The sequence below is a fragment of the Geminocystis herdmanii PCC 6308 genome (genome assembly GCF_000332235.1).
In the GTDB taxonomy this organism is placed as follows: domain Bacteria; phylum Cyanobacteriota; class Cyanobacteriia; order Cyanobacteriales; family Cyanobacteriaceae; genus Geminocystis; species Geminocystis herdmanii.
On the sequence record NZ_CM001775.1, the window covers coordinates 435,265 to 458,835 of the forward strand.

Consider the following 23,571-nt stretch of genomic DNA (forward strand, 5'->3'; position numbering starts at 1 on the left):
TAATAATAGTTACAATTGGAAACTCACAAAAAAGAGATAATTTAAAATTAGCCACACTGTACAGTATTTAATCTTATAATGTGGATTCTTTTAGAAAATCTATTAAGAGTCTGTTCAAATCTGAGCAATGTAGGTAAACAAAGTATATCTTTTTGTGTAAATCATTATAATCTTAATTTTGCTGATTTAATATTCTCCCACCATAAATAAAATCTTCTGGGAATTAACAAACAGAAACATAAAATCAATATAGTTTTTGGGCTACAGGTATCTTTATTGTATTCTTCTTCCATGTATTTAATCAAATTTGAATATATTTTATTTTTTTGGTTCTTAGGAATTAAAAACAATTGCCTTGTAGAAGTACGATAAGCTGCATTTAGGTACTTATAATGAAATAGAGATATATCTGTAAATTGTGTTTTCCATTTAACTTCTATTTGTTCAAGTCCTTGTAAACGTTTTTCTAAATTTTGCGATGTTCTTTCAGATAAATGTTGTCTAAAATATACTAATGTTTGTTGAATCAAACCAAACTCATATTTTTCAGAAATTCTTAACCACATATCCCAATCTTGAAAACTTACTAAATTTTCATCAAAAAAACCACAATCATTAAAGGCTTTAGATAACACAGTAACACAGCTAGATGTTGGAGGACAAAAATTTCCTTCTAAAAAAGATTTAGTTACGTTTTTGGGTAGTGGTTTATTTGGGGAGTAAGGCGGTATTTCATTATTAGACCAAATAAATAAAACATTGGAATAAAATAAACCAATATTTGGATATTTGCAATGAAACTGATAGTGTATTTCCAATTTTTTTATATCCCAGATGTCATCATCATCTAAAAATGCAATTATTTGACCTCTGGAATGTCTAATACCTGTGTTTCTTGCTGTGTTACCACCCTGAGAAACTTTATGATTTATTAGGATAAATCTTTCATCATTTAACTGTTTTAAAATCGTTTCAACTTTTTGTTGATCAGGAGGATAATCATTAACAACTATACACTCCCAATTAGTACAAGTTTGGGCTACAACCGAATCTAAAGCCTCTTTTAACAAAGGAAGCCGATTATAAGTGGGAATAATAACAGAGACTTTTGGATTGTATAACATAAAACTCAATTATTGTGCTGTAAAATTTTTAAAATTTGTTTAACACGCTTTTCAGTATTGCATATTTTGGTGATATTTTCTCTTCCTGCTTTGCCCATTTGTTCTGCTAAATCAGGATTATTTAACAGTTCAATCATTCTCTCCGCCATTGTCTTGTAATCAAACTCCCTTACCAAAAATCCTGTTTTACCATCTATAACTTGCTCTGGAATACCACTATGATAAGTGGAAACTATCGGTAGCTCTAAAGCTGCTCCTTCTGCTAAACCGACTGGAAAACCCTCTTGATCTCCATCTAATGCAACAACGCTATGCTGTGCTAATAACCAGTGTTGGTTTACTATTTCTAGGGCTTGTTTGTGTGGTAAAGCTCCCCATAGTTTAACACTATCAGTAAGTTTTAACGTTTCAAGACGTTGCTTAACCCTTGTCATTTCCTCCCCATCTCCAATCATGGTTAATGTAGCATGAGGAATTTTTTGCCTGACTAGGTTAAACGCCTCAATTAAAGCCAAAGGATGTTTTTTTGGAGTAAAACGTCCTAAAAAGGAAAGCGAGGGATGAGATTTTCGTCTTATTTCCCAAGAGAGTGGATTTAAGCCTTCTAAATTAATGCCGAGACGTACTACACTAATTTTTTCTGGATTTGCACCTTCTAAGATTAATAAACGTTTAATATGTTCTGAAGGAGTAATTAACGCCGTAGCACTTTCAAACAGTGATGGTAAAGCCTTACGATAGGCGGTGTTATTTAATGCTTTTGTTATATCCATAGCGTGAAAATGAACAACAAATGGTATATTTAATTGTTCTAAAGCTAATTGTGATCGTACGGCAACAACTCCAAAATCAATAAATGCTACATCGGGTTTATGTTGATTAAGGGAGACAATAAGTCTTTTGGTTGCTTGTTTTCTTTTAAGATTAAAATGTTTTTTTTGAGCGAACTCATCTTTTAACACACGATATAATCTAGTGGTAATTTTGTTGAATAATGACAGTTGAGAAAACTGTAATTCCTTAATATCATCAAAATGATGCGGATTACTGAATAAATCTTGATTTATATTTTGATTGCAAAAAATGATTACAGAATGACCTTTTTCAACAAATTCGTTGGCTAAGTCTCTGACAAAAGTTTCAGAGATTTCTCCATAGTTATTTACAATATAAGCAATTTTCATTTCTTTGTCCTTAAAGTTTTGTGCTAACTCTGTATTTATTGTTAAATGTGAATAATTTTCATTACTGATTGATACTTTGATTATATTTATCCAATAGTATTTTCCCTGATTGTAAGGCTCTTTTTTCTTCTATTTCAACTTTTGGAAAAAGGTTTTGCCTAATTTCGGGCAAAGAGGCGATAAAATTTTCCACTAGGGGGATGAAACTATTCGCATCAATAGTTTCAATATCTGTTATCCAATCTTCCATTCCTAATCTGATGAATAATTCTTTAGTTTTAAATTCATAAGCAATTGGTATTACTGGAGTTCTGGCAACTAATGACAAAATACACATGTGCATTCTAGTTCCAATAACTAAATCATAAGAAGATAGAATTTCAAGTAGCTTGTAAGGATGATTAAAATTGCTATTTACATTAACTTTACCTTGAAATTCTATAGGTAAAAGATTTTTAATTTCTTCTGCCGTAATAGAATCGTCAGTATGATATTCGGGAATGCCCTGACAAGTTGAAATAAAATCAATAATAATATTTCCCCTTTTCAGTAAATGGTTAATCAATTCTACTAAACAGTTTTTGTAATTAATCATTCCTTTTTTTGAAGTCTTTGTTTTAAAAAACTTCCAGTCTCTTACAGAAATAGCTATTTTAATTTGATTATTCTCAAGATTATCAAGATTATCTTTGGATACGCTGACAAAATTTAAAAGTTTTCCCAAAGAAAATACTATATCTGAACTAATTTGAATTTTATTTTTATTAACTCCAATATCAATAAGGTGTTGTTCAGACTTTTCATCTCTAAGTAAAACTAATAGAGATTGATTAAAAATATGATTCAACTTCTTTTGATATTTTTTGTTATGGAATGGTCCCAAGGATTGAGTAAAAAAGACCAAAGGGCATTTAAGCAATAAAGATAAATTATAGTCAAAAATTCTATTCGGAAAATCATTAATATAATTTTCAACTAAGTATGTACCACCGGTGCTAATTATGATATTTGCATTACTAAAATGTTTAATATCGTCCAATTCTGTTTCTGTTACTAATATTTGTGCTAATCTTTCTTGTTTTTTTGAAAACAAAAAAGTCGCTAAGTAAAACCGAAAAGGATTAATTATCTTTCGAAAAATAAGATGTATTTTGCGGATAAATCTCGTTAATAATTTATTATGTTTGTTCTGTGGTAATTGGGTTAATTTTTGATAAATCATCAGTCTTAAAGTATTTTCTGGGTAATATTTGACTGCGACTTCAGGCTGACGATCGTAAACTATAAATTCAATTTCTGTTGCAAAGTTTTGCTTGATCAGTTGTATTAGAGAAAATAAAATAGCGGCATCACCGCCGTTGAGAGCCACAGTTCCCAATATAAGTATTTTTTTCATATAGTATGCCAAAGTATGGTAAGTAGATTATAATCTGAAGGATTCAATAGACATCTTCATAAATTAAAAATTAAATCAAATCCAGTATAAAAATCTTTAAATTTATATAATTGATCGTTGTTTTCGAACACTAAGTTTTAATTATGATTTAGGAAAATTTCTTGATCAAGTTTTAAAATCTTTAATAATATCTCTTAACAGAATAAAACCTTTAGGCATTATACACAAAATTGAAAAACACAACAAAAAATATAAAATAAGGTCAGTTAAAACGGAGATTAACGGATTGGCAATATAGAATTTGTTTTGAATATTTGTCAATATCAATACTCCTCCAAGAGATGATAGAGAAGGATACGATAATATTTTAAGAGTATCTTTTAAATTAAGAGGGGTATTTTGATAACAATATATGTATGTGGGAATTAGTCTCATAACGGAAAAAATACTAAACCAAGTAGCTAAAAATTTAACTCCCATTGGCACAGTAACGATAAAAACTACCACATTGGAAAAAGAACTAATGATCCCAAGAATCAGTTGTTGCCTTGTTTTACCTAGGGAATTAAAAACTAAGCCAATGGATATTCCCAATGTGCCAACATAAGCAGCGGGAACTAAAGCCTTAAATATAGGTACAATTTCTAACCATTTTTTACCAAGTAACAACAAAATTATCTTATCAGCGTCCACAAAGAAAAACCCCACAATGGGCATAGTAACTAAGGTAGAGATTAAAAGCATTTTATAATAAAACTTTTTATAGCGTTCAGGCTCATTTTGTAACTTACTTAATACGGGTAAAGCAACATTACTTATGGGAGCGTTAATTTGCTGAATTGGTAATAAAAGCAATTGATAAGCTTTTGCATACAAACCAAGAGCTTCAATTCCCCAATATCTACCAATTAAAATGTTATCCAGATTGCGAGAAAAATAGTTAACAACGTTAAAACCAGTTAAATTCCAGCCATAGTTGAGCATATCTTTTACTCCACTATGACGACTAGGAAGACTCGGAATCCACTGGCACATTAACCAAGTAAAAGGTACTTGTAAAAAAGGTGGAATTACGGACATTAAAACAAGAGCCCAATAACCTAAGCCATTGAGGGCAGATACAATCCCGATCGTCAATGCAAAAACTTGAGTACCAACATCTATAAAAATAATTTTTTCAAATAGCATTTGTCTTTTCATGAGAGCCAGATGTTGAAGTGCCAACCCACTAACGACAAAAGTAATCGCCAAAACTCTTGTAATCCATAACAAACGAGGTTCGTTATAGAATGAAACGATGAAAGGAGCAGAAACAAATAAGAATAATGATAAAAGTAAACTAATACCCACATTCACCCAAAAAAGATTACTAACTTGGGCTTGGGTGATCTCGGATTTTTGGATAGTTGCCTGAGATAAACCGATGTCCTTGAATAGATTTAAGAAATTCAACACCACTGTTACCATCCCGACAATACCATAGTCTTGAGGAGTTAAAAGACGGGCTAAAAATATTGTGGAACCTGTTTGTAAAATAAATTTGATTCCTTGAGATGATATCGTTAATATGCCTCCTTTAATAGTTTTTTGTTTTAAATTGTTAGTGACATTACTATTATCAAAATAGTTATCAGAACTGTGTTTCTTGATCAAAAAACCTCGCTTAATTAAAATAATATTTATTCTGTAAGAAAATTCTACTTAATAAAAATTATTGATATATAGAACTTTTATATAAATTTATAAGGAATTATAAAGTAGATGGTATCAAAATGTGAAAAAATTTAATTGATCAATAAAAATAGGTAAAAACTCTTGAATATTTTAACTCAGAAAGATATATGCAAGTAAAACAAGCCATACTACTAGAATAGTGTGAAAAATAATACTTACAACTCATAAATTTTAGCTTATTTAATTATTTATACTATAATTTATCAATTCTATTATCGATAGTTTTAAAATACTTTGTAAACATTAATGCCTATTCTGAAAACACTAGCTTTCTTTACCCCTCAATATTCTGATTTATCTCGATCGAACAAAACAATTATTTTAGCAACAGTTGACTTCTCTATCTCAGTGTTGTCCATCTGTTCAGCTTTGATTCTTGTTTATGGTGTCGATCGAACTGTAAATCTTTTTGTTTCCAGTCTGCTCCTCTTTATGGGCTATAGTATTTTTCAAATTCTCTTTTTTCTGTTATTTGGGTTATATCGTCCTGTTGTCAAATACGCTGATGTTAGTTTTCTTTTTACCATTACTAAATCTATTCTAATTACTACCACCTTAGCAATATTGGTGGTTTCTTTCTATCCTCAAGAATACTTTAATGCTTCTGTTTTGATTATTGATGGTTTAATTTCCATCATTGCCCTTACTTCACTACGTTTAACTCTTAGAGCAATCATTAATATCTTAATCAATCAAGAATTAAACTCTCAGAATAAAGAAAATATTATTATTTATGGTGCAGGGGCGGCTGGATACCAACTAGCTCAAAATTTAGTACAAAATTCTGAATATGATATTTTAGGCTTTGTGGACGATAACCCAGAAATGCACGGGCGAAAACTTCTTGACAAAAATATTTATAGCCCTAAATATTTGGAGTCTTTATACCAAGAAACACCTTTTCAATCCGTAATTTTTTCCATTCCTTATTTAACTTCTTCTCGGCGTAGGGAAATTATTATAGAGTTAAAAACATTACCCGTACAGTTTAAAACTATTCCTACCTTTAGAGAATTACTATCTAATCAAGGGGGTGTTTCTCAACTTAAAACTCTCAATATCGCTGATTTATTAGGGAGGGAAGAAATTACTCCCGATGAAAGATTATTAAGAATTAATATTACGAATAAAAATATTTTGGTGACAGGTGCTGGAGGTTCGATTGGCTCTGAACTATGCCGTCAGATTATTCAACTACAGCCTAAGTGTTTAGTGCTATTTGAATTAAATGAATTTGCTCTTTATACTATTGAAATGGAGTTAAAAGAACAGAAATTAGATATTCCTACTTATTCCTATTTGGGAAATATTACTGATCGACAGGACTTTGAAAGAGTTTTAAAATTACATAACATAGAAACGGTATATCATGCGGCGGCTTATAAACACGTTCCCTTAGTGGAAGTCAATGTCTCTATGGGGATATATAATAATGTAGCAGGTACTTTAATTAGTGCTCAAAGTGCCATTACCTGTGGGGTTCAAAACTATGTCCTAATTTCCACGGATAAAGCCGTAAGACCAACCAACGTCATGGGAGCGAGTAAAAGAGTTGCGGAACTTTTAATACAGGCTTTAGCGTCTCAAAATAATATTTCAACAACCTTTGCCATCGTTCGTTTTGGCAATGTATTAAATAGTAGTGGATCAGTCATTCCTCGTTTTCGTAAACAAATTAATGAAGGAAAACCCATAACCTTAACTCATAAGGATATAACTCGTTATTTTATTTCTATTCCTGAAGCGGTAAGTTTAGTAATTCAAGCAGGGGCGATGGCAAAGGGAGGAGAGATATTTTTATTAGACATGGGTGAGCCTGTGAAAATCTACGATTTAGCGGTGAAAATGATAGAATTAAACGGATTAATACCTGATAAGGATATTCCTATTAATATAGTGGGTTTAAGACCGGGAGAAAAACTTTATGAAGAACTCTTAATTGATGAAAAAAATAGTTATCCTAGTCAACATCCCAAGATTTTCTATGGTAAAGAACCGATGATCAAATGGGAAGAACTCAAACCCTCTTTAGAAAAACTCCTCCATCAATGCCAAGAAAAGAATTCACCTATAGTTCTTGATACTCTCAAATTTTTAGTACCAGAATATAAACCTAAGGAGAATTAAATAACTAACAGTTGATTAGGAAGTAGCATGATAAGATGCTAAGGACTTGCAATAACAGGTCATTGCGAAGCACAAAGCAATCTCTAACAACAAACTTTTAGATTTTATTTAATCTTCATTCCCTAAGTAAGGGTGAACTATAATTAATTTTCATATTTTATTTCTATTTTTACAATTATGTTCTTAAAAAATTCTACTAATTCCCATAGTCTAATTTCTGAAAATTCGGAATTAAATCCACCAATCTATATCAATTCTCAAAATACGATCGACGATGAAGAAATTGATCTTGGTGAATTATTTAAAATTCTTCAACGAAGAAGTCTCATCATCATTGGTACAACCATCACTTTAACAAGTATTTTAACCACCTGGATTCTTAGTAAACCGCCTGTCTATACTGGCACGGTAAGAATGCAGGTGGAATCAGTGACAACTGAAGGAAGTGGGCTGGGGGGATTAGCAGGTCTCGCGGCAGCAGGAGGTGGGGCAGGCAGGGCAGCTCTTCGAGGGGGGTTAGATTATGAAAGTTTAACCAGTATCTTGAAAAGTCCTTTCGTTATGGATTCGATCGTACAAGATATACAAAAAAAATATCCAGAAATTATATACTTACCCAATCCCAATAAAGATTTAGAAGAATTAGAACAGAAAGAAGTTTTGTCAGAAAACTTAAATGTTCAACAACCAGGGTTAACAAAAACATTGTCAATTAGTTATCAAAGTGACTCCCCAGAAAAAATCTTAGACATTTTAAATGAGATAGTGGATGGTTATTTAGCATTTCAAGCAAAAGAATCTGTACAAAATCCTACCCAACAACTTGAATTTACTATAGAGCAAATAAGTCGATTGCGTCAAAGGGTAGCCGGTTTAGAGTCGCAGGTAGAAAGTTTCCAAAAAAAGAATAATTTAATTTCTCCTGATGCTTTAGGAAGTACCTTGAATGCACAGGTTACTTTTTTGAATCAAGAAAAAAACAGAGCATTAGTGGAATCACGGGGGATACGAAAATTGGCATCCCAGTTAGAACAAAAATTAGATTTAACACCAGAAGAAGGGGTCATTGTCGCTCGATTAAATCGAGAGCCTTACTATCTCAAACTTGTTAACCAAATTAAAGATACAGAATCAAAAATAGCCACAGAAGGAGTTCGATTTGGTTTTGAACATCCAACTATTAAAAAACTGGAGGCGGAAAAAGATGAGTTAATTGTCTTATTAGAACTGGAAACCCAAAGAGTTTTAGGTAAGCCCTATAAAAATTTACCTTTAGATTTTTTCACTTCTTTTTCTAATAACCAGCAGGTAACTCAACAGTTCTTCGATACCAATAATCAAATTGAAGTTTTAGAAGCTAGACAGCAAAGTATTGATGAAGCACAAAAAATACTGACTCAAGAGATTAATAATTTGTCCACTACCCAGAAAGAATTTATTCAACTGCAAAGGGAGTTGAGAATTGCTACAGAAAACTTAACCAGATTATTAGCTTTAAGAGAAAATTTGGAAATTGAAGTGGCAAGACAGTTTTCTCCTTGGCGATTATTAACCCCTATTGATGAAAATATTATTCAAAATACTTCAGGAAAGAAGAAACAAATTGCGTTGGTGGGTATTGGAAGTCTTTTTTTAGGAACAATGTTAGGATTTGTTGTGGATAAATTGGACTCAAAACTCTATAGTTCAAAGGATGTCAAAAACATGGTTAATTTACCTGTGTTAATTACCATTCCAGCAAATAAAAAATTGTTTAGCTTGACTCCTCAACAATTTATGCAAAAAGAATCAATGGTTTTGAGAGGATTATTGACAGACAACTCTAAAACTTTTAATCTTGATCATTATTTTTCTCTTTATAGTAATATCAATGCTTTGAGTCTCGATCGAACTGTTTCTTCTATTACCATAGGAACTGTTGACGCTAAACAAGGACAATCGATCATCAGTATTTATTTAGCCAAAGCCGCAACAATGATAGGCAAAAAAGTTTTATTGGTGGATATGAATTTGCGAGAACCAAAATTACACAGTTATTTAGGATTAGAAAATAAAGCTGGAATTAGTGATATTATTTTTAATGATATTCCCTTAAATGAGGTTATTCAAACATCTAAATTAGATAACTTATTTCTCCTCACCGCAGGTTCTCAAATTAATAATCCTGTCGGTATTTTATCCTCTCCTAAAATGGCAAATTTAACAAAAACATTTAAACAAGATTTTGATTTTGTTATTTATAATACCCCTCCTTTAGCAGAATTTTCTGATGGAAAAATAGTTACTCCTTTGACAGAAGGATTAGTGATGATTATCGGTTTAGGGAAAACCAACAGAAATAATTTGGAAAAAGTAATGAATGATTTACAAATATCTAAATTACCCGTTTTAGGTATGGTAATTAATGAGAGTTAATAACCATACCTAAAAAAAAAGTAAAAAGGAGTTAGAAGGCAGAATAAATGTCTAAAAATCAAGGTTTTGAGATTTTGTATAAAAACTAAAATAAGGTCTAAAATTCTTAGTTTTTGACGAAAAATTAATAAAACTACGGACTTCTTTGTTAATGTAGTTTGTCAAAAATTTTGGTTTTTATAGCCTTCTGACTTAAAGAAGGATGAATTAGATCAATTTAACGATTTTTACACTGAAACTGAATTAACTTCAACTTTATAATTTTGATTCTTTCTTTCCATTCCACAGATTTGGAATATCTGACGAAGAAATATTTATATAATTTTTATTTTCTATAAATTTCCTTAATTGATAATAATAAGGTGATATTCCAGTGCTAACAATTAGACTGGCTATGCGTTTCAAGAAAATAATTACTACTGCGATAGGGAATGTTAACATAGATACTTTAAACTCTTGAAAAGCAATGAAAGAATAACGTAAAGATGATTTGAGGCGTTCAAAATTATTCCGATTAATCGTAATACTCGAAGGACGCTTTGTCAATGCAACGACAAGAATTTCAGGCAAAATCCCAATTTGTCCCTTCGTTGCTAAGTGTATCCACATTCTAGCATCTTGAGCGTGTTTAAATGTCTCATCATATCTCATTATTTCTCCATTAATTTCTTTTTTGAACATCACGGAGCTATGCAAAAAATGTGTTTTACCAAACATTAACTTTTTACGGCAATTTTTATCACTAATTACAGGTTTAGATATACTTAAAATCATTGTACTAATATCTACATTATAATAATAACTACCTATTAGTACAAATGTTATATTGTTTTCGAGAAAGTTAACTTGTTGTTCAATTCTTGTGGGTAGCGATCGATCGTCAGCATCAATTCTAGCAATATATTTTCCTTGAGAAAGGGCAATACCTTTATTTAAAGATTTTGTTAGCCCCATATTTTCCTGATAGAAATATCTGATACGGTGATCTTGGTACTGATTAATAATGGACTCAGTACCATCAATAGAACCGTCATTGATGATGATAAATTCCCAATTCTGATAAGTCTGATTTAAAATACTTTCGATGGCATCTGCTACATATTTTTCCTCGTTAAAAACAGACATAATAATACTTACAAGGGGTTCAATACTAATTTGATCATTCATTAAAATATTTTTCTAGTTTTCTTGAATTTTAGTGATTTTTGGCTCAATACTGCTCGGTTAAGCCCCCCGCCCCCAACTTTAGGGGAGTCAAACTTGGTGAAAGTCCCCAGTATTGGGGATTTAGGGGCGGACAAAATAACTTGAGCAACTAACCGAACAGTATTGATTTTTGGTGAGGAATTATCACAAATTAAATAGAAGCAAACAGCTATTTTTGATAATGTTTATTACGAGAAACTTTAAGAACAAATTTTTTAAAGTTGATGATAATTTGGTTAATACCATAATCATTTAATTGACTATTGACAGGAGAAAACTGTGTATTATTTTCGATATTAGAAATAAGTTCTGTAAACCTATACTCATAATCCAAAATATTAGCCATGGGATTGACTTCTTGCTCAAACTCTTTGATTTCTGAATCATTCCATGAAGTTATGGAGGGAATATTATCGAGAGAATTAGGACGGATTTTAGAAATATGATTAAAATATGCTTCTGAAATAGTCGATTTAAAACCAATAAATTCAACTAATTCTAAATAATTATGATAAGAAAGGTTTTCAAGTTTTTGGATTTTCCAATGACTTTTAGGTATTTTATTAAATTGTTTAAGAACACTCTCATTGAGAGCATTCCAGTACCAAGCTAATTTCCCTACTCTAGTCACTAAACACCCTTTATTTAACTGAAAAATTCGATCGCACTTTTCCACGGTGCTTAATCTATGGGCAATTAAAATAATTGTAAACTGATGACTGAGACTTTCGATCGCCCTCATAACCTCTTTTTCTGTGGCATTATCCAAAGCACTGGTAGCCTCATCAAATACTATCACAGAAGCATCTCCATATAAAGCTCTGGCAATACCTATTCTTTGTCTTTGTCCTCCACTGAGGCGAATACCTCTTTCGCCAATATAAGTATCATATTGAGCGGGTAAACTCTCAATAAATTGATCAATTTGAGCCAATTTAGCTACTTTTTTAACTTGTGTTAAATCAATTCGATCGAAAGGAACTCCAAAAGCGATATTTTCAGCAATACTACCATCACTCAGGAAAATCAACTGAGGTACATGAGCGATATTTTTCTGCCATTGGTATAAACGCTCACCTTCAAGTAATAAATCATCAATCATGATTTTTCCTTTTTGAGGTTGCAAAAGTCCTAGGATCAAATCTGCTGTGGTGCTTTTCCCACTCCCCGTAGTTCCGACAAAAGCTACAGTTGTTTTAGCCACGATCGTTAAATTTATATCTTTTAATACCCAATCTGTATCTTCTCCATAGCGAAACCAAATTCCATCTAATCTAATTTCTCGATCGAAAGGTAAAGGATTAAGGGAATCATTTTCCAGACTGAAATCTATCTTTCTGGAAAGAGCAACTAAAACTTTGTGCAGAGAAATTCTCGAACCTTGAATCTTGGCTAAGGAAAAAAAACCTTCTTGGAAAATGGGAAGTAATTTTTTCGTTCCTAAAACTAAACTACCCAACACAGGAACAACTTTACTAAAATCCCCATTATTGCCTAAATTAAGAGCTAAGAGAATAATACCCCCCATTGCAAGAGCTTCCATGATATATTTCGGTGATTGGGAAATAATTAGATTAGAAGAGGTTGCTTTTTTATAGGCTCGTTCTGACTCAACGTAAGTATTTACAAAAAAAGGTTGACAATGATCTAGCAATACATCCCGAATACCGCCGATACCTTCTTGAACAGTTTTAATTCTTCTTTCTCCTGATTCAACAATAACTTTGCTATTTTGCTTTAATAGTTTTTGACGAGTACGATAGATAATGATATAAGCCGTTCCTAACATTAAAGCCATTCCCAGAGCAATTCTTCCATCAATTATCACTAAAGTTCCAATCAGGGCAGGGGCGAGTAAAGCATCATTAAAAAAAGTTAGTAAGGGTATTAAAATATTATTTGTTAAGGCTTGAGTATCTCCAGTTACTGTTTGTATTAAATCACTGGTATTATGTTTCACATGAAAACTATAAGGCTGATGTAAAGTATTTCGATAAATTTGAGAACTTATGTCAGCCCCTATGGATGCAGCGAGACGAATACGAACATATAGAGTTATTAAGCGCAGTGTACTTGCAAATAATATTATGACAATAAATGCTATGGAGAGAAAAAGAATGAACTCTTGAGGAGTTTCTATGTACAGAAACATCAACAAAGTTTTCAATTCAGGCTTATTAAATAAAACTGGAGAATTACTCAAAGCACTTAAAAAGGGGAAAATAGCACCTAAACTCACCATTTCACTCAGAGACGAAAAAATCATTAGTATCAGCAATAATCCTAGTTGAAACCGACGGCGAGGATTTAGATAAGTCCAGAGATTTTTAAGTTGACTAATTAAGGAAGTATCATTATCAATGCTTTCTATTTGTTTATCAATGTTCATAATATTGTAATAATTAGGGGTTGCTGAAAAAAGTTTAGTATTAAGCTAGGAAGCATCTAAGATAAATAAAGCAACCTTTGATTTATAAAATATCTTTTCTCTTTTGCATAAACCAAGCGATCGAGATATAAATAAAACTATGAAGAAGGAGAATTTGCCAATTTAAACTAAGGTTACTCCAATCGGGATCATAAACATCGGTAATTTTGAAAGGCGCTTCAATTTCTGTGCCATCAGGTAACACTTTTACTTCAGGTACTAAATTATTGATATTCACCAATGAGCCATAAGCACCTACAGACCAACGACTCACCATGGACCATGATAAATATTTACCAATACCTTCTATCTTGAATAGCACTCCCGAAAAGATGATTTGAGGTAACAACAGTAAAGGTAAAGCACTATTAGCTTGAGTACTGTTTGTAACCGTAGCCGAAATCATTAAACCAAGAGACATCGACGCAAAAAGGCTTAAAAATGTGGTGATAGTAACCCCTGCTAACCATGAAATTGTTTCCGATTCTGGTGGAGAAAAAGCAAATAAAATCACTCCTACCATCAAGATAGTTTGTGCTAATGCTAATCCACTTAATACAGCTATTTTTGATTTTAAATAGGCAAATAAATTGAGGTTTACTAACCTTTCTCGGAGGTAAATATCGTTCTCTTTTACTATTTCTTGTAAGGAGGTAGCTAAACCAACCCAAATTGCCGCCGAAGTGAAGACAAATAAGACAGTTTGAGCTAAAGGGGCTAAAGCTGGATCAGCTTCTTCTGGTAAAATAAAAGGCTCACTTTCTCTAATTGCTAAATCGATTAAAAATATGCCGATCGGTGCTGTTAATAAGGAGATAATTAAGTTAGTTTTATCTCTCATTATTAATTGGTAATATCTTTGGCATAAAATTAAAACTTGTTTGAGAAAATTACTTTTAACTTTTTTCGGTTTTATTCTGGCTTTATTTTGATGATCTGTACCTAATTTTTTAGTGATATATTCATCATAAAATTGAGAATTTTTAAATTTATTAGTTGTGTCAAAAACTGCCTCTTTACTATCTAATTGAATATAAATATCAGCAAAATCTCCAGTAGTTAAATCAAAAAATTTAATAGCATCTTCGTGATTGCCAAAATAGCATAAATTTCCCCCTTGTCCTAAAAAAACAAGTCGATCGCACAGGTTAATATTAGTGGTTGCATGGGTAACAAGAATAACTGTTCTTCCTTGATCTGCTAACTTTCTTAGCAATTGCATCATCTTTTTATCCAATCCCGGATCTAATCCAGAAGTAGGTTCATCAAGGAAAAATAACTTAGGATCAACTAATAATTCTACCCCGATCGAAACCCTTTTTAACTGTCCACCACTCAAATTTTTTACAAAAACATCGCGCCTTTCTACCATCTCAATATCCACTAAAGTTTTTTCGATAATGGCATCAATATCCGCATCAGGAGGCAATCTTAACTGGGCTGTATAACGTAAAACTTCTTCTACTCTTAAATCACGATGAACAATATCAGCTTGAGGTACATAACCAATTTGATTACGATAAATATTAAAGTTATTTCTTAGGTTTTCACCGTTTAAATACACCGTGCCTGAAGTGGTAGGTTCGATGCCTAATAAAGTACGCATAAAAGTTGATTTTCCTGCACCACTTCCCCCCACTAAAGCCACTAATTGCCCCGGTTCGATCGGTAAGGAAATATCATTTAATAAAGTAATAGATTTACCATTTTTATCTTTAACAACTCGTAAGATATTTTCCGCATCTAAACGGATATTTTCGCCACTATCGGCAATGAGTAATTCATCCCCTTGAATAACTAAAGTATAGGGGGCAATTTTAATAACTGAACCTGAAGTTAAATTGATTTTTCCATCAACTTTGACATCATCAACAAAAACCCCATTACTACTATGATCATATAAAATATATTTCCCATTACTTTGATATTCGATAACGGCGTGTTTACGAGAAACCGTAGGGGCGATTAATTGTAAATTTGCCGTTTCATCTCTGCCTAAAACAGTAGATTTTTGTTTTAAAGAAATAGATTTTTTGCTAACATTTTCACTAGAGAAACTTTTACTAGGATCAAAAAATTGAATAGTAACTAAAACATTAACATTTTGACCAATTCTTACGGTATCACCATTATTTAAAAGATAACCTTCATGGGGAGTAATTAAAGAATTATTAATAAATAATTTATTACTACTAGGATTAGTTCGATCGCCGTCATAGATATAATAATTATCATCAACTTTAACAATAGTAGCTTGACAACGGCTAATAACAGACCAATCAGGGGGTACTAAAAAATCGGCAAAATTGGGATCTCGTCCTAAAATATGGTTCGGTTTTATTAACTCAAAATAAGGAGAAATTTCCCCTTGATTATTAACAATAATATAAGGATTCGTTGCCAAAACCGTTGCACTACTAGAAAAGCTATTCATACAGGTATTTAATAAAGTAGGATGGGCATCAATACTGTTCGGTTAGTGAATCAAGTTATTTTATCCGCCCCTAAATCCCCAATACTGGGGACTTTTACTAAGTTTGACTCCCCCAAAGTTGGGGGCAGGGGGCTTAACCGAGGAGTATTGGGATGGGCATTGCCCACAATTCATTTAATTATCCCTAAATTTAGTTAAACAATAAAATTTATTATCATAATCGAAAATACCTAAAGTAAAGAGACTGTATTTCAAGTCTCTGAGGTTAGTTATTTTGTTTTTGTTAAAGGTTTAAATCTTTCACCTTTGGAATAATCGACTAATTGAGCATCCTTAAACCATTCTTCATCTAATTCAGGAATATCAGAATAATCGATGTCTTCATCCCTTATAGCCATTATTTCTTTTATTCTTTCTGGGGTTTTTGGGGGGATTTCACTTCTTTTAACTGTAATAATTGTCATATATTTTTCTCTCCTAACTTTGATTTTACTGATAATCTACATCGGGCAAGAAACTTTTGTACCGCCTAAGCCACAATAACCGTTAGGATTTTTAGCTAAGTATTGTTGATGATAGCCTTCAGCATAGTAAAATTCAGGAGCAGAAATTATTTCTGTGGTAATTTCGCCATAACCTGCTTTTGTTAACTCTGCTTGAAAAAGAGTTTTAGATTTTTCGGCGAGGTTTTTTTGTTCATCAGAATAGGTATAAATGCCCGATCGATATTGAGTACCTTTGTCATTGCCTTGACGCATTCCTTGGGTGGGATCATGGTTTTCCCAGAATACTTTTAAGAGGTTTTCATAGGTGATGGTATCTCGATCGAACACTACTAATACGACTTCATTATGACCTGTTCTACCGCTACAAACTTCTTCATAGGTGGGATTGGGGGTTAAACCTGCACAATAGCCTACCGCAGTGATATAGATGCCTTTTTCTAGTTGCCAAAATTTGCGTTCAGCCCCCCAAAAACAGCCCATACCAAACACTGCCATTTCCATGGTGTCAGGATAGGGGGGATTCATGGGATTACCGTTAACGTAATGCTGTTTGGGAATCGGCATTTTTGTAGTTCTGCCGGGTAAGGCTTCCGCTTTGGTGGGTAGGGTTAATTTTTTGTCTCCGAGTCCGAATAAAAACATAGTGTTAGGTATTAGGTGATTAGGGTGTTAATTCTTAATTCTTAATTCTTAATTCTTAATTCTTAATTAATTACTCCCATTCGATCGTACCGGGGGGTTTGGAGGTGATGTCATAAACCACACGGTTAACGCCTTTTACTTCGTTAACGATACGATTCGACATAGCCTCTAATAAATCATAAGGAGGTTTTGCCCAATCCGCTGTCATGCCGTCTTCACTGGTGATTAAACGCAACACGATGGGAAAAGCATAGGTTCTTTGATCTCCCATTACGCCAACACTTTTAACGGGTAACAAGACAGCAAACGCTTGCCAAAAATCATGGTACATTCCCCATTTTTTGATCTCATCTCGGACAACGAAGTCCGCATCTCGCAATATATTGAGTTTTTCGGCGGTTACTTCTCCTAAAATACGGATGGCTAAACCGGGTCCGGGGAAGGGATGACGAGAGACAATTTCTTCGGGAAGTCCGATCGATCGACCAACTTTGCGAACTTCGTCTTTAAAGAGTTTGCGTAATGGTTCAACTAATTTGAAACGGAGATTTTTAGGTAAGCCTCCTACGTTGTGATGACTTTTGATTTTGACGGCGACTCTTTCTCCTGTTTTGGGATCAACGTTGGTATCAGCTGATTCGATAACATCGGGATATAATGTGCCTTGTGCCAGAAAATCAAAAGGACCTAAACGGTTGGATTCTTCCTCAAATACTTGGATGAATTCATGACCAATTAAACGGCGTTTTTCTTCAGGATCGGTTACACCTTCTAACAGAGAGAGGAATCGATCGCGCCCATTCACATATTGAACGTTGATGTGGAACTGTCGATCGAAAATCTCTACAAGCCTCTCTGGTTCACCTTTACGCATGAATCCTTGATCAATAAACATACAAGTAAGTTGATCTCCGATGGCTTCATGAAGTAAAAAAGCAAGGGTTGAAGAATCCACCCCACCAGATAAGGCTAATAAAACTCGTTTATCGCCTACCCTAGCACGAATTTCTTTAATCGATTCTTCGACAAAAGTTTTCGTTGTCCATGTGGGTTCGCAACCGCAAATATGATAGACAAAATTACGAATTAAGGCTGTACCATATTCCGAATGAATTACTTCGGGATGAAATTGAACACCGAAAAGTTTTTGTTGATGTTGGGCGATCGCTGCGCAAGGAGTATTATCCGTATGAGCAAGAATTTTAAAGCCTTCGGGAAGTTCAGTACAAGAGTCGCCGTGACTCATCCACATCGTCGAGTTTTGCTCTACGTTGGTAAGTAAATCTGTGGGATCATCGATATGTAAAGAAGCCTTACCATATTCGCCTCTTTTTGCCCTTTCTACTTTACCGCCCAACTGTTTAACCATCAACTGCATTCCATAGCATACGCCTAAAACGGGGATACCTAATTGCCAAATTTCAGGATCACAAAGGGGTGCATAATCATCATAAACTGAACTAGGACCTCCAGAAAGAATAATACCTTTGGGATTGATTTCCCGTAATTTTTCTGCGGTGGTACGATAGGAAATAACCTCAGAATAAACTTCTGTTTCTCGGATACGACGGGCAATTAATTCTGAATATTGCGAACCGAAATCGAGAATGGCGATCATTTGACGTTGAACATGAATGCTAGAGTCAATGTCAGTATCTATATTATTTATTTTGGGGGGGCTAGTCTCTGCTATAGTCACGGGTACTTACTTTAATGTATTGATTTTTAAATTTTATCATAACCTGAGTGAACCATAGAATTTTCGATCGAGCTAGGAGTTGGGAAGACAAAAAGACAAAAAGACAAAAAGACAAAAAGACAAAAAACCTATATTTCGCATAAATCAATAAAATTACTTTAAAGTCCATCGAAGATTAGGAATTTTTCTACCTATCCATTTGTCCACTATCCACCTACCTCGTTTTCACTACTTTGTCTTCTATCTCATCTTAATCATTATGGGATTTTTGTTGTTGCTGATAGAGGTAAAAATAACGCCCTTTCATTGCCATTAATTGCTCATGAGTGCCTGTTTCGGCGATGGAACCGCTATCCATCACTACAATCATATCAGAGTTTTGAATTGTACCAAGACGGTGAGTAATGAATAATACAGTTCGATCGTGAAAAGCGTGAATTAAGTTTTGGCACACTTGAGCTTCAGTATTGTAGTCTAAAGCACTGGTTGCCTCATCTAAGATTAACATACGAGGATTTTGTAACACTGATCGTGCGATCGCAATACGTTGACGTTGCCCCCCAGATAAAGAAGCACCTCTTTCTCCAACTCTGGTGTTATAACCGTTGGATAGATTCATGATAAATTCATGGGCGACGGCTACCTTCGCCGCATTAATAATTTCTACTGTCTTGCCTTTCCTGCGGATAAATTACAGACTTGACTATCAATAATCGTATCCTTGACTAACTCCTTGAGATTACCTTCTCCTGTGGCTCGTTGTAACAGTTGTTGTCCTAGTAACTCAAATATTTCGATCAATCCTACTTGATTTTGATAATATTCTTTGAGGGAAGGATGTTTCTTTAATAAATCTAAAAACTTGTCTCTTTCTAAGGTAAGGGCGACAACGGGAGTAGATGCGATGGCAGTTTCACAGGGAAAACCACGAATTAAACTCTCCCAACCGATAACACTACCGTTACTAATCAGTTGAACACTAACAGGGGTACTATTTCTAGGATCATAAGCGATACAACGAGCTTGACCTTCGTAAATTATGGCAATATAAGGGGGAATTTTTTCTTTAACTAGCATAATTTGCCCCATGTCATATTTAAGGGGTTGAAATTGTGCTGATATTTCTTGAATAGTGTTTGGTGATAGATTTTTAAAGGGTTCGATCGTGGAGATAAACTCTCCAACGGTGCTAACTGTATAGACCATGAGTAATATTTATTGAAATTTCTTAACCTATTTATAAAAGAATTAAGTGTGATAATTTTTAATATGGTTAATTCTAACTTGAAACTATCAATCTGAAATCATTTTCTATTTTATTGACAGAATAATCTTGATAAATTTTTACAGGTTAATTAAGTCTTTTTTATATAGTTTTCTTGAGTTTGAAGTGGAGCTGGACGATCGCATAGAGCCACTTGGCGATCGAACTTAGTACATAAAGATCCATGTTTTTCCCAATACTCTTTTAAATCATGATTAGGGGTATGTAAACTAGCCTTAGCTTGGTAAAGAATAACTTGACGATGATTTCCCATAGGAATTTTTTTTGTGGATTCCACGGAAATTAAAGTTCCCCCTAAAATAGTAATATATTGCTCGAAACGTTCTACCATAGAATACTCTACCGTTTGCAAAACAAAAAAGTTACCATCACAAATCAAATGATGACTCTTAATCCAGATTTGTAGTTTTTTAATAGCACAAAACGGCGTTATTCTAGTCCCTAAAGTACGATTATTGGTGTCAATAGTTTTCACTATACCTAGGTTTTTCATTATTTTACTTAACACCTAACACCTAATGCCTAACACCCTAATCGATCAATACCATAAAGCGGCCTAACTAATTTTAGTTAACAGGAGTTACGCTGGAAACACTAGCACCTTGCTTGTGTAAAGTTACATAAAGTTCAAATAATTGATTAAAGGGAACCATATAAACTTTATTAGGGCGACGGAATTTAGGGAAAGAATTATAAACTTTCGCACGATAACCCGTTACTTCCACACGGTAAATTTTACCGTCATCACCAGCACCAACACCTTGACGAGTGGCAGAAGTTAAAGGAGTATCTTGGAAAGCCCAACCTGCACCAGCAGAGCCACCAGAAGGGGGAATTACAGACAAGGGAGTTTGAGTTAAAACGCTTTTATGAATAACTGGAGATTGTAAAGTCTTACCTGCATCGCTACTAGCACCACCTCTGAGCATCGCAAACATATGGGTAAACTCTACCATAGTACGATTATTAGCGGTTTTATAACCACGATAGTAAGGGACAATATTGTCTCCGTAGGCTTCGGTATATTCATCGCTATCGATATAAGCATTAATATCAGCTTCATAACCGAGGGTGTCCAAAATATCGCTATGGTATCTCATTTCAGCTTGATTCTCAGGAGTACGCCCTAAAAAGTGTTTGAAATTGAGTTCGGTAAAACGATAACGAGGACAAGTTTCAAAGAAGCGTTGACGGTATAAATCAGAATTTGCGATCGCTCTTACAAATTCCCGAACTGTTAACTGCCCATTACGAAAACGAGATTCAGCATTAGTAAGTCTTTCACTTTTCATGATGTAAGAATTACCGAGTACTTGACGATAAGCCGCATTGATAATTTGGCTAATTCTTTCGTCAGAATCGTGGTTTTTTCTTTCAATAAGGGGTGCTTCTTCAAATAAGCTAATACCCAAATTGGCGCCTTGTTGTAAAGACATCGAATAGTCTCCTTTTATAAGTGTGTTATTTTTTTTGTGTTAATTTTCTTCACAAAACTTAACAGACTAAGTGATAATAAATACTGATTAGAAAAGTTTAATCAGAGATAATTAGCTATTAAGTATTTGTACTTATTAATCTGTCAAAGCCATACTAAATAAGGAGTTGAGCCGATAATCTAGTAAGTTTTGAAAGACTAATTAATCATTTTTTTTAATCGGGGGACATGATCCCCTGTCAAATCTATTTATACTATGAGAAGTGAGCATTTATTATCAAGATTTGTAACAATGAACAATTAATAATTCCTCATTCCTCATTCCTCATTCCTCATTCCTCATTACTCATTACTCATTACTCATTACTTAATTATGCGTTATGCTTATTTCCCCGGATGCGTTGCTCAAGGTGCTTGTAAGGAATTACACACTGCGACGATGGCTATTAGTAAGGCTTTAGATATTGAACTAATCGAGTTGAAAAAAGCCGCCTGTTGTGGTTCAGGAACGTACAAGGAAGACTCCCAATTATTAGAAGATACCGTAAATGCTCGCAATATAGCTTTAGCAGAATCTCTCAATTTGCCTTTATTAACTCACTGTAGCACCTGTCAGGGAGTTATCGGTCATGTGGATGAAAGACTTAAAGAAGCGCAACAAAACAACCCTGATTATTTAGAGAAGGTTAACGGTTTTTTGGAAAAGGAAAATTGCTCTCCCTATCAAGGCACAACCCAAGTTAAACATATACTATGGGCTTTAGTGGGGGATTATGGTTTAGATGCTTTAAAAGCTAAAGTTGTTAAGCCGTTAACAGGGTTAAAATGTGCTTCGTTTTATGGGTGTTATTTATTACGATCGCAAAAAAACCTGCCTTTCGACAATCCTTTTAACCCTCAATCTATGGAAAATATGTTTATAGCATTGGGTGCAACCCCAGTTTATTATGACGGCAGAATTAAATGTTGTGGTTGGCCTTTATCCAGCTATGCTACTGAGCAATCCTTTAGAATGGCGGGAAAAAATCTCTTAGATGCCATTAATCAAGGTGCTGATTGTATCGTAACTCCTTGCCCTCTTTGTCATCTCAATTTGGATTCTCGACAACCAGAAGTTGCTAAATTGCTCAATCAAAAATTAGATTTACCTATTTTACATTTACCTCAATTAGTAGGATTAGCTTTAGGAATTGAACCACAAAAATTAGGCTTAAATAATCATGTGGTTTCTACTCAAAAAATTATGGAAAAACTCCAGAAAAAAGCAGTTATTAATCAACTTTAGTTATATTTTGTTGGGTTTTATTCTTTAACCCAACCTACATCATTTTATTTTTTATCATTTTATTTAAACATCAATCCAAATGGGGCTATATTCTATTTCTATATCTTGACTATAAGAGGTTTGATTATTTATGATTTCTTTTATGTCGTTATGATTAATAATGGTGTCTTGATCTTTAATGGATTCATATAAGTTAGGATCACCGATGACAGTTTCTGTGGGTAATTTGTCATTGATAATAGGAGATTCAGGAATTTTAGTAGTAATATTTTCTAAGAAAAAATCAGCCGTTTTTTCAGGTAAAAATCCTTTCATCACGGCTAAGTAGCAAAATTTGATTCCTAGTTTTTTTTGGTCTTTTAAAATATTATTAACTTGTTCTTCTGTCAATAATCCTGCTTTTTGAAAATAATAACCGATGGGTTTAGGATTATAGGTAATAGTTTTATCTTCTAAACAAAATGTTACTAAAAAGTCCACTGTTTCTTGTTTTAACCATCCTTTGATAGCCAAAATTTCTCCTATTCTCAAGGCTACACATTGACGTTGAACATCTAATGCTATTTTGATTTGTTCGGGTGAAATTAAACCTGCTTCTTGTAAAATTTCTCCTGTTAATTTCCGTGATTTGGGAGAAACATTCGATCGAACGGACTGTACCATATATTTCC

At 33.5% G+C, this 23,571-nt stretch carries 17 protein-coding genes and 1 pseudogene; 3 read left to right on the plus strand and 15 right to left on the minus strand.

The genetic code is table 11. The features are described 5' to 3' along the window. Positions 1–164: 164 nt before the first annotated feature. From SYN6308_RS21515 to SYN6308_RS02265, 4 genes are all read right to left on the minus strand, one after another. A complete protein-coding gene (locus tag SYN6308_RS21515) occupies positions 165–1,124 on the minus strand; it encodes a glycosyltransferase family 2 protein (protein WP_017292808.1) in 960 nt (319 codons plus the stop codon). Between the two features lie 5 nt (positions 1,125–1,129). Further along, positions 1,130–2,308 carry a glycosyltransferase family 4 protein gene (locus SYN6308_RS02255; RefSeq protein WP_017292809.1) on the minus strand — a complete coding sequence of 393 codons (1,179 nt, stop codon included), beginning with the start codon at positions 2,306–2,308 and terminating at the stop codon, positions 1,130–1,132. A gap of 61 nt (positions 2,309–2,369) precedes the next feature. Further along, positions 2,370–3,704: a polysaccharide pyruvyl transferase family protein gene (locus SYN6308_RS21520; RefSeq protein ID WP_083879512.1), complete on the minus strand. Its 1,335-nt coding sequence runs from the start codon at positions 3,702–3,704 to the stop codon at positions 2,370–2,372. A 165-nt stretch (positions 3,705–3,869) separates the two neighbouring features. Continuing rightward, positions 3,870–5,357: an oligosaccharide flippase family protein gene (locus tag SYN6308_RS02265; protein WP_017292811.1), complete on the minus strand. Its 1,488-nt coding sequence runs from the start codon at positions 5,355–5,357 to the stop codon at positions 3,870–3,872. A 327-nt stretch (positions 5,358–5,684) separates the two neighbouring features. On the opposite strand from SYN6308_RS02265, the gene SYN6308_RS02270 reads away from it, so the two are divergent. After that, positions 5,685–7,565: a polysaccharide biosynthesis protein gene (locus SYN6308_RS02270; RefSeq protein WP_052312583.1), complete on the plus strand. Its 1,881-nt coding sequence runs from the start codon at positions 5,685–5,687 to the stop codon at positions 7,563–7,565. Between the two features lie 177 nt (positions 7,566–7,742). Beyond that, the gene (locus SYN6308_RS02275; protein ID WP_017292813.1) at positions 7,743–9,980 is read left to right on the plus strand and encodes a GumC family protein; all 2,238 of its coding nucleotides are present in this window, start codon (positions 7,743–7,745) and stop codon (positions 9,978–9,980) included. 255 nt (positions 9,981–10,235) lie between these two features. Here the strand turns inward: SYN6308_RS02275 and SYN6308_RS21525 are convergent, their stop codons facing one another. From SYN6308_RS21525 to SYN6308_RS02330, 10 genes and pseudogenes are all read right to left on the minus strand, one after another. Further along, positions 10,236–11,147: a glycosyltransferase family 2 protein gene (locus tag SYN6308_RS21525; protein WP_017292814.1), complete on the minus strand. Its 912-nt coding sequence runs from the start codon at positions 11,145–11,147 to the stop codon at positions 10,236–10,238. A 208-nt stretch (positions 11,148–11,355) separates the two neighbouring features. Then, entirely contained in the window at positions 11,356–13,575 is a 2,220-nt protein-coding gene (locus SYN6308_RS21530; RefSeq protein WP_017292815.1) for an ABC transporter ATP-binding protein, read from the minus strand. A gap of 82 nt (positions 13,576–13,657) precedes the next feature. Beyond that, on the minus strand, positions 13,658–16,048 hold the full coding sequence (locus SYN6308_RS02290) for an ATP-binding cassette domain-containing protein (RefSeq protein WP_017292816.1): 2,391 nt from the start codon (positions 16,046–16,048) through the stop codon (positions 13,658–13,660). A 269-nt stretch (positions 16,049–16,317) separates the two neighbouring features. After that, positions 16,318–16,512 carry a hypothetical protein gene (locus SYN6308_RS21535; RefSeq protein ID WP_017292818.1) on the minus strand — a complete coding sequence of 65 codons (195 nt, stop codon included), beginning with the start codon at positions 16,510–16,512 and terminating at the stop codon, positions 16,318–16,320. A 36-nt stretch (positions 16,513–16,548) separates the two neighbouring features. Then, on the minus strand, positions 16,549–17,196 hold the full coding sequence (gene msrA / locus SYN6308_RS02305; protein ID WP_017292819.1) for a peptide-methionine (S)-S-oxide reductase MsrA: 648 nt from the start codon (positions 17,194–17,196) through the stop codon (positions 16,549–16,551). 70 nt (positions 17,197–17,266) lie between these two features. Next, positions 17,267–18,814, minus strand: a complete 1,548-nt coding sequence (gene guaA, locus SYN6308_RS02310; RefSeq protein ID WP_144051489.1) for a glutamine-hydrolyzing GMP synthase — start codon at positions 18,812–18,814, stop codon at positions 17,267–17,269. A gap of 331 nt (positions 18,815–19,145) precedes the next feature. After that, a pseudogene (locus SYN6308_RS02315) lies at positions 19,146–19,559 on the minus strand (ATP-binding cassette domain-containing protein); the annotation flags it as partial. Continuing rightward, entirely contained in the window at positions 19,559–20,101 is a 543-nt protein-coding gene (locus tag SYN6308_RS02320) for a cyclic nucleotide-binding domain-containing protein (RefSeq protein ID WP_026101875.1), read from the minus strand. The gene SYN6308_RS02320 and the pseudogene SYN6308_RS02315, both read right to left, overlap by 1 nt. A gap of 149 nt (positions 20,102–20,250) precedes the next feature. Further along, a complete protein-coding gene (locus tag SYN6308_RS21540; RefSeq protein WP_017292821.1) occupies positions 20,251–20,673 on the minus strand; it encodes a hypothetical protein in 423 nt (140 codons plus the stop codon). Between the two features lie 73 nt (positions 20,674–20,746). Continuing rightward, a complete protein-coding gene (locus tag SYN6308_RS02330; protein ID WP_017292822.1) occupies positions 20,747–21,616 on the minus strand; it encodes a phycobilisome linker polypeptide in 870 nt (289 codons plus the stop codon). A gap of 372 nt (positions 21,617–21,988) precedes the next feature. On the opposite strand from SYN6308_RS02330, the gene SYN6308_RS02335 reads away from it, so the two are divergent. Continuing rightward, complete coding sequence (locus SYN6308_RS02335; protein WP_017292823.1) at positions 21,989–22,900, plus strand: CoB--CoM heterodisulfide reductase iron-sulfur subunit B family protein; 912 nt, start codon at positions 21,989–21,991, stop codon at positions 22,898–22,900. 63 nt (positions 22,901–22,963) lie between these two features. Here the strand turns inward: SYN6308_RS02335 and SYN6308_RS21545 are convergent, their stop codons facing one another. Then, positions 22,964–23,563 carry a hypothetical protein gene (locus SYN6308_RS21545; protein ID WP_017292824.1) on the minus strand — a complete coding sequence of 200 codons (600 nt, stop codon included), beginning with the start codon at positions 23,561–23,563 and terminating at the stop codon, positions 22,964–22,966. Positions 23,564–23,571 lie beyond the last annotated feature (8 nt).